At 74.1% G+C, this 14,562-nt stretch carries 13 protein-coding genes; 11 read left to right on the top strand and 2 right to left on the bottom strand.

The annotated features are described in order from the left end of the window. The 10 genes from pheT to ACMT9T_RS12725 all read left to right on the top strand — a co-directional run bounded on the left by pheT (position 1) and on the right by ACMT9T_RS12725 (position 11,617). Complete coding sequence (pheT, locus tag ACMT9T_RS12770; RefSeq protein WP_414745903.1) at positions 1-2,544, top strand: phenylalanine--tRNA ligase subunit beta; 2,544 nt, start codon at positions 1-3, stop codon at positions 2,542-2,544. A 118-nt stretch (positions 2,545-2,662) separates the two neighbouring features. Further along, positions 2,663-3,712, top strand: a complete 1,050-nt coding sequence (gene argC / locus ACMT9T_RS12765; RefSeq protein WP_414745902.1) for an N-acetyl-gamma-glutamyl-phosphate reductase — start codon at positions 2,663-2,665, stop codon at positions 3,710-3,712. After that, entirely contained in the window at positions 3,709-4,863 is a 1,155-nt protein-coding gene (argJ, locus tag ACMT9T_RS12760; protein ID WP_414745901.1) for a bifunctional glutamate N-acetyltransferase/amino-acid acetyltransferase ArgJ, read from the top strand. Before argC ends, argJ begins: the two co-directional genes overlap by 4 nt. Before the next feature lie 23 nt (positions 4,864-4,886). Beyond that, positions 4,887-5,798 carry an acetylglutamate kinase gene (argB, locus tag ACMT9T_RS12755; RefSeq protein ID WP_414745900.1) on the top strand — a complete coding sequence of 304 codons (912 nt, stop codon included), beginning with the start codon at positions 4,887-4,889 and terminating at the stop codon, positions 5,796-5,798. Further along, complete coding sequence (locus ACMT9T_RS12750; RefSeq protein ID WP_414745899.1) at positions 5,795-7,012, top strand: acetylornithine transaminase; 1,218 nt, start codon at positions 5,795-5,797, stop codon at positions 7,010-7,012. Before argB ends, ACMT9T_RS12750 begins: the two co-directional genes overlap by 4 nt. A 135-nt stretch (positions 7,013-7,147) precedes the next feature. Further along, positions 7,148-8,071, top strand: coding sequence for an ornithine carbamoyltransferase (argF, locus tag ACMT9T_RS12745; RefSeq protein WP_414745898.1), 924 nt, complete (start codon positions 7,148-7,150; stop codon positions 8,069-8,071). Between the two features lie 44 nt (positions 8,072-8,115). After that, positions 8,116-9,369, top strand: a complete 1,254-nt coding sequence (locus ACMT9T_RS12740; protein WP_414745897.1) for an argininosuccinate synthase — start codon at positions 8,116-8,118, stop codon at positions 9,367-9,369. Positions 9,370-9,373: 4 nt separating this feature from the next. Then, entirely contained in the window at positions 9,374-10,861 is a 1,488-nt protein-coding gene (argH, locus tag ACMT9T_RS12735) for an argininosuccinate lyase (RefSeq protein WP_414745896.1), read from the top strand. Beyond that, the gene (locus tag ACMT9T_RS12730) at positions 10,858-10,995 is read left to right on the top strand and encodes a hypothetical protein (RefSeq protein WP_199409383.1); all 138 of its coding nucleotides are present in this window, start codon (positions 10,858-10,860) and stop codon (positions 10,993-10,995) included. The genes argH and ACMT9T_RS12730 overlap by 4 nt, the downstream gene beginning before the upstream one ends. Positions 10,996-11,002: 7 nt before the next feature. Further along, entirely contained in the window at positions 11,003-11,617 is a 615-nt protein-coding gene (locus tag ACMT9T_RS12725; protein WP_414745895.1) for a DNA-3-methyladenine glycosylase, read from the top strand. 19 nt (positions 11,618-11,636) lie between these two features. Here the strand turns inward: ACMT9T_RS12725 and ACMT9T_RS12720 are convergent, their stop codons facing one another. Beyond that, complete coding sequence (locus ACMT9T_RS12720; protein WP_414745894.1) at positions 11,637-12,236, bottom strand: hypothetical protein; 600 nt, start codon at positions 12,234-12,236, stop codon at positions 11,637-11,639. Further along, a complete protein-coding gene (locus ACMT9T_RS12715; protein WP_414745893.1) occupies positions 12,233-12,916 on the bottom strand; it encodes a DNA-binding protein in 684 nt (227 codons plus the stop codon). Before ACMT9T_RS12715 ends, ACMT9T_RS12720 begins: the two co-directional genes overlap by 4 nt. 225 nt (positions 12,917-13,141) lie before the next feature. On the opposite strand from ACMT9T_RS12715, the gene tyrS reads away from it, so the two are divergent. After that, a complete protein-coding gene (gene tyrS / locus ACMT9T_RS12710) occupies positions 13,142-14,446 on the top strand; it encodes a tyrosine--tRNA ligase (protein WP_414745892.1) in 1,305 nt (434 codons plus the stop codon). Positions 14,447-14,562: the final 116 nt, after the last annotated feature.

The raw sequence follows: 14,562 nt of genomic DNA, 5'->3' as shown, positions 1-14,562 counted from the left end.
GTGAGGATCCCGATCAGCTGGCTCGGCGAGCACGTCGAGCTCCCCGCGGGGGTCACCCCCGAGGACGTCCACGCCTCCCTCGTGAAGGTGGGCCTGGAGGAGGAGGACGTGCACGCGTTCTCGATCTCCGGCCCCGTCGTCGTCGGGCAGGTGCTCGAGGCGACCCCCGAGCCGCAGACGAACGGCAAGACCATCAACTGGTGCTCCGTCCGCGTCGCGCCCGAGGGCGCCACGGCGGCCGACGGCGGCGAGGACGTCCGCGGCATCGTCTGCGGCGCGCACAACTTCGTCGTCGGGGACAAGGTCGTGGTGAGCCTGCCCGGCGCGGTGCTCCCCGGCCCGTTCCCCATCAGCGCGCGGAAGACCTACGGCCACGTGTCCGACGGCATGATCGCGTCGGCGCGGGAGCTCGGCCTGGGGGAGGAGCACGACGGGATCCTCGTCCTCTCCTCGCTCGGGCTCGACCCCGAGGTCGGCACGGACGCGCTCGCGCTCCTGCACCTCGACGACCGGGCGGTCGAGGTCAACGTCACGCCCGACCGCGGCTACGCGTTCTCGATCCGCGGGATCGCCCGCGAGTACGCGCACGCCACGGGTGCCGCGTTCACCGATCCGGCCGACGCCCTCGCCCTGCTCGCGGCGGACGCCCCCGTGGCCGGGATCGACGTGCGCGTGGACGACGCCGCGCCGATCCGCGGCCGCGTCGGCGCGGACGTCTTCGTGACGCGCGTCGTCTCCGGGATCGACCTGTCGCGGCCGACCCCGCCGTGGATGGTGTCGCGGCTCACGCTCGCGGGCGTCCGCTCGATCTCGCTCGCGGTGGACATCACGAACTACGCGATGCTCGAGCTCGGCCAGCCGATCCACGCCTACGACCTCGACCGGCTGCAGGGCGGCCTCGTCGTCCGCCGCGCCACGGAGGGCGAGACGCTCATCACGCTCGACGGGCGGGAGCGCGCGCTCCACGTCGAGGACCTCGTCATCGCCGACGACTCGGGGGCCGTCGGGCTCGCGGGCGTCATGGGCGGCGCGAGCACCGAGATCGGCGACGGCACCACCCGGGTGCTGATCGAGGCGGCGGGCTTCGACCCCGTCTCCGTCGCGCGCACGGCCCGCCGGCACAAGCTGCCGAGCGAGGCGTCCAAGCGCTTCGAGCGCGGGGTGGATCCGCGGATCGCCCCGGCCGCCGCGGCGCGCGTCGTGCAGCTCCTCGAGGAGCTCGCGGGCGGGCACGCGGAGGGGCTCGGCTCGATCCTCGACACGACGGAGCCGCGCGAGGCGATCGAGCTGCCGCTCGGCTACCCGGCGTCGCTCGTCGGCGTGGACTACACGGAGGACGAGGTGCGCCACGCGCTCGTCGACGTGGGCTGCGCGCTCGAGGAGCGCGACGGCGTCCTCCTCGTCACGCCGCCCACTTGGCGCCCGGACCTCCGGCACCGCGCCGACCTCGTGGAGGAGGTCGCGCGCATCGTCGGCTACGACCGGATCCCGGCCGTGCTGCCCGTCGCGCCCCCCGGCCGCGGTCTCACCGCCGCGCAGCGCCTCCGCCGCCAGGCCTCGATCGCGCTCGCAGCTTCCGGGCTCACCGAGGTCATGGGGTCGCCGTTCGCGTCCGCGGCGCAGAACGCGCGTTTCGGCGCGGCCGACCGCGAGGACGCGCCCGCCGTGCGCCTCGCGAACCCGCTCGACGTGGCGTTCCCCTACCTCCGCCGCTCGCTGCTGCCGGGGCTCGTCGACATCGCGCGGCGCAACCTGTCGCGCGGATCCACCGACCTCGCGCTCTTCGAGACCGGCACGGTGTTCCTCCCGTCCGCGGGCGTCGCCTACGGCTCCCCGCAGATGCCGCCCGGGGCCGCGCGTCCCGACGCGGAGACGCTGCGGGCGCTCGACGCGGGCATCCCGCCGCAGCCGCGCCACGTGGGCGTGCTGATCCTCGGCGACGCCGTGTCGAAGCAGCCCGGCACCCCGGCGCAGCGGGCGGGCCTCGTCGACGCGCTCGACGCGGTGCGGCAGCTCGCGCACGCGGTGGGCGTGGAGATCCGCTTCGAGCAGGGCACCCACATCGCCATGCACCCGGGGCGCACGGCCGCGGTCGAGGCGGTGACCCCCGACGGCCCGGTCATCGTGGGCTTCGCCGGCGAGCTGCTGCCCGCGCTCGCCGCCGAGCTCGACCTGCCGGAGCGCGTCGCGCTCGCCGAGGTCGACCTCGACCGGCTCGTCGCCCTCGCCGGCGGCACCGTCGAGGTGCGCACGCTCACGTCGATGCCCGTCGCCACGCAGGACCTCAGCCTCGTCGTGTCGCTCGAGATCCCGGCGGGGGAGATCCTCCGCACGGTGGTCGAGGGCGCGGGCGAGCTGCTCGAGACCGCGCGGCTCGTCGACGACTACCGCGGCCCCGGGGTGGAGGCGGGCACGCGCTCGCTCACCTTCGCGCTCCGGTTCCGCGCGCCCGACCGCACGCTGACCGCGGCCGAGGCGACCGCGGCGCGCGACGGATCCGTGCGGCTCGCCGCCGAGAGGTTCGGCGCCGCGCTCCGCGACTAGTGGCCGCCGCACGCACCATCCGCGCGGGCGGGCTCCTCCTCGGGAGGGCCCGCCCGCGCGTCCGTCCCCGGGCACCGGCCCGGCGGGACCCCTCCGGCACCGGCACTAGATTTGATGCATGTCATTCTCAGTCGCCGTGGCGGGTGCCAGCGGCTACGCGGGCGGGGAGCTCCTCCGCCTGCTCGCCGACCACCCGCGCCTCGAGGTCCAGACGCTCACAGCCTTCCAGAACGCGGGCGAGCGTCTGCGTCAGGTGCACCCGCACCTCACCTCGTACGCCGACCGCACCTTCGTCGAGACGACGGCCGAGCAGCTGGCCGGCCACGACGTCGTGTTCCTCGCGCTGCCGCACGGCAGGTCGGGCGCCATCACGGCCGAGCTGGACGACCAGACCCTCGTGGTCGACTGCGGCGCCGACCACCGCCTCGTCGACGAGGCCGCGTGGGACGCGTTCTACGGGGGCGACTTCGCGGGCGCCTGGCCGTACGGCCTGCCCGAGCTCCTGCACGCGGAGGAGGGCGGCACCCAGCGCACGCACCTGTCCGGGGTGAAGCGCATCGCGGTGCCCGGCTGCAACGTCACGGCCATCACGCTCGGGCTCCAGCCCGGCATCCGCGCGGGCGTCATCGAGCCGGAGGACATCGTCGCGGTGCTCGCGGTCGGTCCGTCCGGCGCCGGGCGCGCGCTCCGCACGAACCTGCTGGCCAGCGAGATCCTCGGATCCGCGAGCGCCTACGCGGTCGGCGGCACGCACCGGCACACGCCGGAGATCCGGCAGAACCTCGAGACCGCGGGCGGCGGGCACGTGAGCGTCTCGTTCACGCCCGTGCTCGTGCCCATGGCGCGGGGGATCCTCGCCACGGCCACCGCGCGCCTCGCCCCCGGCTTCTCGGCGCACGACGTCCGCGCGGCATGGGAGCTCGCCTACGCCGACGAGCCGTTCGTGCACCTCCTGCCCGAGGGGTCGTTCCCGAACGTCTCGGACGTCACGGGATCCAACACGGCGCTCGTCGGCCTCGCCGTCGACGAGGCCGCGGGCCGCGTCGTCACGGTCACGGCCATCGACAACCTGGTCAAGGGCACGGCAGGCGCGGCGATCCAGTCGGCCAACATCGCGCTCGGCCTGCCCGAGGCCATGGGCCTCCCGGTGAACGGGGTCGCCCCGTGAGCGTCACCGCCGCGCGCGGCTTCGTCGCGGGAGGCGTCGCCGCCGGCCTCAAGTCCACGGGCGCGCTCGACGTCGCCCTCGTCCGCAACACGGGTCCGTCGCAGGCGGCCGCCGCCGTCTTCACGAGCAACCGCTGCCAGGCGAACCCGATCCTCTGGTCCCGCCAGGTCATCGGCGACGGCCGGGTGAGCGCCGTCGTCCTCAACTCCGGCGGCGCCAACTGCTACACGGGAACCCGCGGGTTCCAGGTCACGCACGCCACCGCCGAGGCGGTCGGCCGCGCCCTCGACGTCTCGAGCGGCGACGTGCTCGTCTGCAGCACGGGCCTCATCGGGGAGCAGCTCCCGCTGGAGAAGCTGGAGGACGGGGTCGCCCGCGTCTCCGTCGCGCTGTCCGACGCCGGCGGGGCGGATGCCGCCCGGGCGATCATGACCACCGACACGGTCCCGAAGCAGTCCGTCCGCGCGTCCGACGCCGGCTGGACGGTGGGCGGCATGGCCAAGGGCGCCGGCATGCTGGCCCCGGGCCTCGCCACGATGCTCGTGGTGATCACCACGGACGCCGACCTCGACGCCGCCGCGCTCGACCGCGCGCTCCGCGAGGCGACCCGCGTCACGTTCGACCGCCTCGACTCGGACGGCTGCATGTCGACCAACGACCAGGTGACGCTGCTCGCGAGCGCCGCGTCCGGCGTCGTGCCCGACACCGACGAGTTCCAGGCCGCGCTCACCGCCGTGTGCGCCGACCTGGCCGAGCAGCTCCAGGCCGACGCCGAGGGTGCGGCGCACGACATCGCCATCGAGGTCGTGCACGCGGCGTCCGACGACGACGCGGTCGAGGTCGGCCGCGCGGTCGCGCGCAGCAACCTCTTCAAGGCGGCCGTCTTCGGCAACGACCCCAACTGGGGCCGCGTGCTCGCCGCCGTCGGGACCACCGGCGCGGCGTTCGACCCGTACGGCATCGACGTCGCGATCAACGGCGTCGAGGTGTGCCGCGCGGGCGAGCCGCACGAGAGCCGCGACCTGGTCGACCTCCACCCGCGCGCCGTGCACGTCCTCATCGACCTGCACGCGGGCGACGCCACCGCGACCATCCTCACCAACGACCTCACGCACGACTACGTGCACGAGAACAGCGCGTACGCCAGCTGATGGCCGGCGCAGACGGGACGGACGTGACCGCCATCACGCAAGAGGCCGCCGACCGCGACCAGGCGCAGGCCGAGTCGAAGGCGGCGACGCTCATCGAGTCGCTGTCGTGGCTGCAGCGCTTCCACGACCGCATCGTGGTCGTGAAGTTCGGTGGCAACGCGATGGTCGACGAGGAGCTCACGCGCACCTTCGCGGAGGACGTCGTCTACCTCCGCTACGCCGGGCTCCGGCCCGTCGTCGTGCACGGCGGCGGCCCGCAGATCAGCGCGATGCTCACGCGCCTCGGCATCGAGAGCGAGTTCCGCGGGGGATACCGCGTGACCACGCCGGAGGTGCTCGAGGTCGTCCGCATGGTGCTCACTGGGCAGGTCAGCCGCGACGTCGTGCGCGGCATCAACGCGCACGGCCCGCTCGCGGCCGCCGTCTCGGGCGAGGACGCGGGGCTCTTCACGGGCCGCCGCCGCGGGGCCGTCGTCGACGGCGTCGAGGTCGACCTCGGCCTGGTGGGCGACGTCGTGGCGGTGGATCCCACGGCCGTGCTCGCGCAGCTCGACGCCGGCCGCATCCCGGTCGTCTCCTCCATCGCGCCCGACGAGTCGGACGCCTCCGTCTCCCTCAACGTCAACGCCGACGCCGCGGCCGCCGCGCTCGCCGTGGCCCTCGGGGCCGAGAAGCTCGTCATCCTCACCGACGTCGCCGGCCTCTACCGCGACTGGCCGGACCGCGGCTCGCTCGTCTCCGACATCCGCGCCGACGAGCTCCGCGCCCTCCTGCCCGCGCTCGAGTCGGGCATGATCCCCAAGATGGCGGCGTGCCTCGAGGCCGTCGACGGGGGAGTGCCCAAGGCCGCGATCATCGACGGCCGCATCCCGCACTCGATGCTCCTCGAGATCTTCACCACGAACGGAATCGGAACGGAGGTCGTGCCCGCATGACCACGACCCAGCCGGAGCGCCGGACCACGCAGACCGAGACCGAGTGGTCCGACCGCTTCCAGGCCGCGATGATGCGCTCGTCGCCGCCCCCGCTCGCCATGCTCGTCCGCGGCGAGGGCTGCCGCGTGTGGGACTCGACCGGCCGCGAGTACCTCGACTTCCTCGCCGGCATCGCCGTGAACTCGCTCGGGCACGCGCACCCGGCCCTCATCCGCGCCGTCACCGAGCAGGTGTCCACGCTCGCGCACGTCTCCAACTACTTCGCGACGCCGCCGCAGATCGCGCTCGCCGAGCGCCTCCGCCGCATCACCGGCGCGGGCGACACGGGCCGCGTCTACTTCGGCAACTCCGGCGCCGAGGCCAACGAGGCGGCGTTCAAGCTCGCGCGCCGCAACGGATCCGCGCATCGCACGCGCGTCATCACGCTGCAGGGCTCGTTCCACGGCCGCACGATGGGCGCGCTCGCGCTCACCGGCCAGCCCGCGCTCCAGGCGCCGTTCCTCCCGCTGCCCGGCGGCGTCGAGCACATCGCGCCCACCATGGAGGCCCTCGAGGCCGCCGTCGACGACACCGTGCAGGCGGTCATCCTCGAGCCGATCCAGGGCGAGGCCGGCGTCGTCGACCTGCCCGACGGCTTCCTGCGCCGCGCCCGGGAGCTCACGCGCGAGCACGGCGCGCTGCTGATCCTCGACGAGATCCAGACCGGCGTCGGCCGCACGGGCCGGTGGTTCGCCTACGAGCACGAGGGCGTCCGGCCGGATGCGGTCACCATCGCCAAGGGCATCGCGGGCGGCGTCCCCATCGGCGCGCTCGTGGCGTTCGACGACGCGGCCGACCTCCTGCAGAAGGGCCAGCACGGATCCACGTTCGGCGGCAACCCCCTCGCGACCGCCGCGGGGAACGCGGTGCTCGCCGAGATCGAGGACGCCGGGCTCGTGGAGAACGCGGCCCGCCGCGGCGAGGAGATCCGCGCCGCGATCACGGATCTCCACGACCCGCGCATCGCCGAGGTCCGGGGCCGCGGCCTCCTCATCGGCGTCGGCCTCCGCGAGGACGACGGCGGGCGCATCGCGGCCGCGGCGCTCGGCGAGGGCCTCATCATCAACGCGCCGAACGCCCGCAGCCTCCGCATCGCGCCGCCGCTCATCGTGGGCGACGCCGAGGTGTGCGACTTCCGCGAGCGGTTCGCCCGCGCGCTGGCGCACCTGCGCTGATCCGCGGGACGCGCGCCCGCGCCTCCCGACGACCCGGCCGTCCGGCACCCCCGCGCGGGGGTGCCGGCGGACGGATCCGCCCCCGCACGTCCCCTAGGCTTGTCTGATCCCGAGTCCCCGAGAGCGAGCGATGCGATGACCCGCCACTTCCTGCGCGACGACGACCTGAGCCCGGCCGAGCAGGCCGAGGTGCTCGATCTGGCGGTGCAGCTGAAGCGCGAGCGCTGGTCCGAGCGCCCCCTCGCCGGCCCGCAGACGGTCGCCGTCATCTTCGACAAGTCCTCCACCCGCACCCGCGTGTCCTTCGCGGTCGGCATCGCGGACCTCGGCGGCGTCCCCCTCATCATCAGCACCGCCAGCAGCCAGCTCGGCGGCAAGGAGACCGCGAGCGACACCGCGCGCGTGCTCGAGCGGCAGGTCGCGGCCATCGTCTGGCGCACCTACGGCCAGGCGGGCCTCGAGGAGATGGCCGCAGGCACGACGGTCCCGGTCGTCAACGCGCTCTCCGACGACTTCCACCCGTGCCAGCTGCTGGCCGACCTGCTCACCATCCGCGAGCACCGCGGGGATCCCGCCGGCCAGACCCTCACGTTCCTCGGCGACGGCGCCTGCAACATGGCGCAGTCGTACCTCCTGGCCGGCGCTACGGCGGGCATGCACGTCCGCATCGCGGCCCCGGCCGGCTACGTGCCCTCCGAGTCCGTCGTCGCGGACGCCGAGCGCATCGCCGCGTCGACGGGCGGCTCCGTCCGGGTCCTCACGGATCCGGTCGAGGCGGTCACGGGCGCCGACGTCGTGGTCACCGACACGTGGGTGTCGATGGGCCGCGAGGAGGAGAAGGCCGTGCGGCTCGCCGAGCTCGGGGCCTACCAGGTCACGACCGAGCTCATGGCGCACGCGGTCGACGACGCGATCTTCCTGCACTGCCTCCCCGCCGACCGCGAGTACGAGGTGGCCTCCGAGGTCATCGACGGCCCGCGATCGGTGGTCTGGGACGAGGCGGAGAACCGCCTCCATGCCCAGAAGGCGCTGCTCGTCTGGCTCCTCCGCCAGGCGTAGCGCCCGCAACCTCAGACATCTCAGCAACGGAAACGGAGAACGGCATGGCCGAACGCGTGGTACTGGCATATTCCGGCGGACTCGACACCTCGGTCGGCATCGGCTGGCTCAAGGACGCGACCGGCAAGGAGGTCGTGGCCCTCGCCGTCGACGTCGGCCAGGGCGGCGAGGACATGGAGGTCATCCGGCAGCGCGCGCTCGACTGCGGCGCGGTCGAGGCCGTCGTGGTCGATGCCAAGGACGAGTTCGCGGACGACTACATCGTCCCGGCGCTCAAGGCCAACGCCCTCTACCAGAAGCGCTACCCGCTGGTCTCGGGCCTCAGCCGCCCGCTGATCGCGAAGCACCTCGCCCGCGTCGCCCACGAGCTCGGCGCGAACAGCGTCGCGCACGGCTGCACCGGCAAGGGCAACGACCAGGTGCGCTTCGAGGCGGCCGTCGCGGCGCTCGCGCCCGACCTCACCTCCATCGCTCCCGTCCGCGACCTCGCGCTCACGCGCGACAAGGCCATCGTCTACGCGAACGAGCACGACCTGCCCATCGAGCAGAGCAAGAAGAGCCCGTACTCGATCGACAAGAACGTCTGGGGCCGCGCGGTCGAGACCGGCTTCCTCGAGGACCCGTGGAACGGCCCCATCGAGGACCTCTACGAGTACACGCAGGACCCCGACGTCCTCCGCGACCCCACCGAGGTCACCATCACGTTCGAGGCGGGCGTCCCCGTCGCGATCGACGGCGTGCGCTACTCGCCGCTGCGCATCGTGCAGGAGCTGAACGCCGCCGCCGGCGCGCACGGCATCGGCCGCATCGACGTCGTCGAGGACCGCCTGGTCGGCATCAAGAGCCGCGAGGTCTACGAGGCGCCCGCCGCCATGACCCTCATCGAGGCGCACGAGGAGCTCGAGGCCCTCACGATCGAGCGCGACCTCGGCCGCTACAAGCGCGGCGTCGAGAAGGACTGGGCGAACCTCGTCTACGACGGCCTGTGGTTCTCCGGCCTCAAGCGCTCGCTCGACGCCTTCATCGAGGACTCGCAGCGCCACGTCTCCGGCGACATCCGCATGACGCTGCGCGGCGGACGCGCGGTCGTCACCGGCCGCCGCAGCGACACGAGCCTGTACGACTTCGACCTCGCGACCTACGACACCGGCGACACGTTCGACCAGTCGCTGTCCAAGGGCTTCATCGAGCTGTGGTCGCTGCCGAGCAAGATCTCCGCGCGCCGCGACCTCGCGGTCGAGCAGGCCGCGCTGGCTGCCGACGACGCCGCGCCCGCGTCCGCGCCCGCCGCGGAGTAGCCGCATGACCGGGAGCACGGATCCGTCCACCCGGGCGAGCGAGGCGGGCGCCCTCTGGGGCGGCCGCTTCGCCGGCGGCCCGTCACCGGAGCTCGTCGCGCTCAGCCGCTCGACGCACTTCGACTGGCAGCTGGCGCCGTACGACATCGCCGGATCCCGGGCGCACGCCCGTGCTCTCGCGTCCGCGGGCTACCTCTCGGACGCCGAGCGGCAGGCCATGCTGCAGGCACTCGACACCCTCGAGGACCGCGTCCGGTCGGGCGCCCTCGTCGCGTCGGAGGCGGACGAGGACGTGCACGGCGCGCTGGAGCGCGGCCTCATGGACATCGCCGGGCCCGAGCTCGGCGGCAAGCTCCGCGCGGGTCGCAGCCGCAACGACCAGATCGCGACGCTCGTGCGCATGTACCTGCGCGACCACGCCGCGACGATCCACGCGATGCTCGTCCAGCTCGTGGACGCCCTGGCGGCGCAGGCGGAGGCGGCGGGCGGCGCGATCATGCCCGGCCGCACGCACCTGCAGCACGCGCAGCCCGTCCTCCTCGCGCACCACCTGCTCGCGCACTGCTGGCCGCTGGTCCGCGACCTGGAGCGCCTCGCCGACTGGGACGCGCGCGCCGACGTGTCGCCCTACGGATCCGGCGCGCTCGCGGGATCCACCCTGGGGCTCGACGCCGGCGCGGTCGCCCGCGACCTCGGCTTCGCGCGCAGCTCCGAGAACTCGATCGACGGCACGGCCGCCCGCGACGTGGTGGCGGAGTTCGCGTTCGTGCTCGCCCAGGTCGGGATCGACCTCTCGCGCCTCAGCGAGGAGATCATCCTCTGGAACACGCGCGAGTTCGGCTTCGTCACGCTGAGCGACTCCTTCTCGACCGGGTCGTCGATCATGCCGCAGAAGAAGAACCCCGACATCGCCGAGCTCGCGCGCGGCAAGTCGGGCCGGCTCATCGGCAACCTCGCCGGGCTGCTCGCGACCCTCAAGGGCCTGCCGCTCGCGTACAACCGCGACCTGCAGGAGGACAAGGAGCCCGTCTTCGACTCGGTGCAGACCCTCGAGGTCCTGCTGCCGGCGTTCACGGGCATGATCGCGACGCTGCGCTTCGACGTCGACCGCATGGCCGAGCTCGCGCCGCAGGGCTTCTCGCTCGCGACCGACGTCGCGGAGTGGCTCGTGAAGCACCGCGTGGCGTTCCGCGACGCGCACGAGATCACGGGCGAGCTCGTGAAGCTCGCCGAGTCCCGCGGGGTGGGCCTCGACGGCCTCTCCGACGACGACCTGCGCGGGGTCTCCGAGCACCTGGTGCCCGAGGTCCGCGAGGTGCTCAGCATCGACGGATCCGTGGCGAGCCGCGACGGCGTCGGCGGCACCGCCCGTGTCCGGGTCGACGAGCAGCGCGCCGAGCTGGTGCGCCGCGTCGCCGACCTCCGCGCGCGTGCCGACGCCGCGGCGGAGCGGCGGGCGGCGGCATCCGCGTCCGCGGTCGCGCCCGCATGACCCTGTCGGGCGGCCGTCGTCCCGAGCGCCCGGAGCCGCGGCACCGCTGGCTCCTGCCGCTCGTGATCGGCGTGGCCGTCGCGGTGCTCGTCTTCGTGGTGGTCGTGGCGAGCCTCAACGGCGAGCTGATCTGATCCCCGCGTGATCGACCCGGGCTTCTTCGCGCGCGACGCGGTCGTGGTGGCGCCTGCGCTCCTCGGCGCGATCCTGTCGCGCGACTCCGAGGAGGGCCGCGTCTCGATCCGGCTCACCGAGGTGGAGGCCTACCGCGGCGTCGGCGAGGATCCCGGGTCGCACTCCTTCCGCGGGAAGCGGGCGCGCAACGCGACCATGTTCGGCCCGCCCGCCCACCTCTACGCGTACTTCACCTACGGGATGCACACGTGCGCGAACATCGTGTGCGGGCCCGAGGGCACGAGCGCGGGCGTCCTGCTGCGCGCGGGGGAGATCGTCGAGGGGGCCGACCTCGCGCGGAGCCGCCGCGGCGCGGCCGTCCGCGACCGGGATCTGGCGCGCGGCCCGGCCCGTCTCGCGGTCGCGCTCGGCATCCCGCTCGCCGACGACGGGGCGTCGCTCGCCGCGTCGCCCTACGACCTGGTCCTCCCGGATCCGCCGCTCGCGCTCCCCGCGTCCGGTCCGCGCGTCGGCGTGTCCGGCCCGGGCGGATCCGGCGAGCTGTTCCCGTGGCGCTTCTGGGTGCCGGGCGACCCGACGGTCTCGCCGTACCGCGCGCACGTGCCCCGCGTCCGCCGCTGACGGGTCGAGGCGTCGCCCGCTACCGGACGACGAGCACGACCGCCGCGCACGTCGCTGCCCACAGCCAGCTCACGAGCGTGCCGATGATGAAGCGCTCGCGGGCCTCCGCCGCCTCGCCCAGCTCGCTGAAGCGGCCGACGCCCTTGATGGCGATCACGACAGCGAGCGCCTCGGGGTAGCCGGCCAGGATCACCGCCACCACGGCGAGCCGCTCGAGCATGCCGATGGTCGCCCCGCCGCGCAGGACCTCGCGCGTCGGCCGGCGGATCGCGGAGGGGTCGTCCTCCTGGCCGCGCGGCGGCACCAGGATCCCGCCGTACGCGCCGGGCGGCACCGAGCCGCGGGTCGCGAGCGCCAGGACGACCGTGGACGCGGATCCGCCGCCGAGCACGGCGAGCACGACAGCGACGAGCCCGAGGTAGCCGACGACCAGCGGCGAGGCGGGTCCCGCGAGCGCCAGCCCCAGCACGAGCGCCGCCGCGAGCGCGCCCGCGGCGCCGACGACCGGGCCGGTGCGGGGCGACCGCACGGCGAGCAGGGCCAGCACGAGCGACGCGGTGACGAGGACGCACAGCACCGCCGACGCCGCGACCTCGGCGTGCGTGCCCGTGGGGATCACGACCGGCCCCCGGCGCGGGCGGGGCGAGCGGCTGCGCCCGTGGGCCCGGACGCCTCGGCGTCGAGGTGCGCCAGCAGCGCCGTGAGCCCGGGGATCGCGGCACGCTCGGCACGCCACCCGCTCGTGCGGAGGCGGGTGCTCACCGCCTGCGGGGTGATGCCGAGCTCGGCGGCGACGTCGCGCTGGGACGCGCCGCCGGCCATGCGGTCGACGACGTCCCAGCCCTGCGCGGTGCGCCGATCCCGCGCGAGCAGGAGCAGCGTCACGAGCGCCTCGACCTCCTCGGCACCCGGCAGCGCCGCGGACTCCGCGTGCTCGGGAGGGACCGTCGGCGGATCCGTGGCGAGGGCGAACCGGGTCGCGCTGCGCTTCGCAGCGGTGACCGCGTCGCGGGCGGCGATGAACGCGGGACCCGTCGCCTCGCGGGTGGCGCGGGGGAGCGGCGTGCGCACGGCGCCGATGCCGAGTCCGACGCTCCAGTGCCCGGCGCGTGTGAGCACGAGGACCATGTCGAGCGCGGTGGCCGCGTCGTCGACGAGCGCCTGGACCTCGTCGCCCGAGGTGCGGTCGACCGGCAGCACGAGGCGCCCGTCGTAGCGGGCGGCGAGCTCGTCGCGCCCCGTCCCCGCACGATCGACGTCGTTGCGGCTCGCCTTCTGATCGGCGGTGATGACGAACATGCGATCCCCCTCGCGGTGCCGGCGTCCGACGGCACATCAACACTACGCACTTGATCCGCCGACATCAATGCCGCAGCCTTGATCACGAGCGCATCTCGTGCTCCCACTGTCGCCCGGACCCCCGACACCCGAGCGGTGCCTCGCGGCGGGATCACCGCGCGATCGGATGCCCGATGCCCGCCGTGCCCCGCCGTCCGCGGAGGGGTGCGCTGGTACCGTGGGCGGGTGACGAACGCCGATCCCGCACATCTCCTCACCCAGCGCAACGACCCGTCCTTCCCGGACGTGTGGGAGGAGATCGTCTGGCGCGGCTACGTGCACGTGTCGACGGACCAGGAGGCGCTGAAGGCGGCGCTGTCCGGCCCGCCCATCACGTACTACTGCGGCTTCGACCCCACCGCGCCGAGCCTGCACCTCGGCAACCTCGTGCAGCTGCTCCTCATGCGCCGGCTCCAGCTGGCGGGCCACCGTCCGCTGGGCCTCGTGGGGGGATCCACCGGCCTGATCGGGGATCCGAGGCCCACGGCGGAGCGCACCCTGAACACGCCGGAGGTGGTGGCCGAGTGGGTCACGCGCCTGCAGGGGCAGGTGTCCTCGGTCCTCAGCGCCGAGGGGGACAACGCCCTGCGCATCGTCAACAACCTGGACTGGACGGCGCCGCTCAGCGCAATCGACTTCCTCCGGGAGGTGGGCAAGCACTTCCGGGTGGGCACGATGCTCAAGAAGGACGCCGTGAGCGCGCGCCTCAACTCCGACGAGGGCATCAGCTACACCGAGTTCAGCTACCAGATCCTGCAGGGGCTCGACTTCCGCGAGCTCCACCGCACGTACGGGTGCGTCCTGCAGACCGGGGGCAGCGACCAGTGGGGCAACCTCACGAGCGGCACCGACCTGATCCGGCGCAGCGAGCGCGCGACCGTGCACGCCATCGGGACGCCGCTCATCACCAACTCCGACGGCACCAAGTTCGGCAAGAGCGAGGGCAACGCCGTGTGGCTCGACCCCGAGCTCACGAGCCCGTACGCGTTCTACCAGTTCTGGCTCAACACCGACGACGCCGACGTGATCCACCGCCTGCGCATCTTCACGTTCCTCGACCGGGCGCGCATCGACGAGCTCGCCCGCGCCGTGGAGGCCGAGCCGTTCCGACGCGAGGCGCAGCGCGAGCTCGCGTGGGAGGTGACGACGCTGGTGCATGGACAGGCCGCGACCGAGTCGGCCATCGCCGCGTCGCAGGCGCTGTTCGGGCAGGGGGAGCTGAGCGCGCTCGACGAGCGGACCCTCCGCCAGGTGCTGGGGGAGCTCCCGTCGGCCGCGATCGCCCCCGGGACCACGGTCATCCAGGCCCTCGTCGACACCGGTCTCGTCTCGAGCGCGGGGGAGGCTCGACGCGCCATCACGCAGGGCGGGGTGTACGTGAACAACGTCGTCGTGCGTGACGCGAGCGCCGTCGTGGACGATCTTCTGCACGGCCGCTTCGCGGTGATCCGACGGGGCAAGAAGACCCTCGCCGGGCTCACCGTGGACTGAATTCGCCGCTGATCCGGACTTCCAACCGGAGGCCGTCGCGACACGCCCGGGATGCGGGTTGTTTTGCGGGGGTGGGGTGGTCCGCGTAATGTCTCCTCTTGTCGCCGGAACGGGCA

Origin of the sequence: Clavibacter vidaverae (assembly GCF_047529985.1) — a bacterium.
In the GTDB taxonomy this organism is placed as follows: Bacteria; Actinomycetota; Actinomycetes; order Actinomycetales; family Microbacteriaceae; genus Clavibacter; species Clavibacter nebraskensis_A.
The sequence above is the reverse complement of the archived record's forward strand: the minus strand, read 5'-3'. Positions and strand labels throughout refer to the sequence as shown.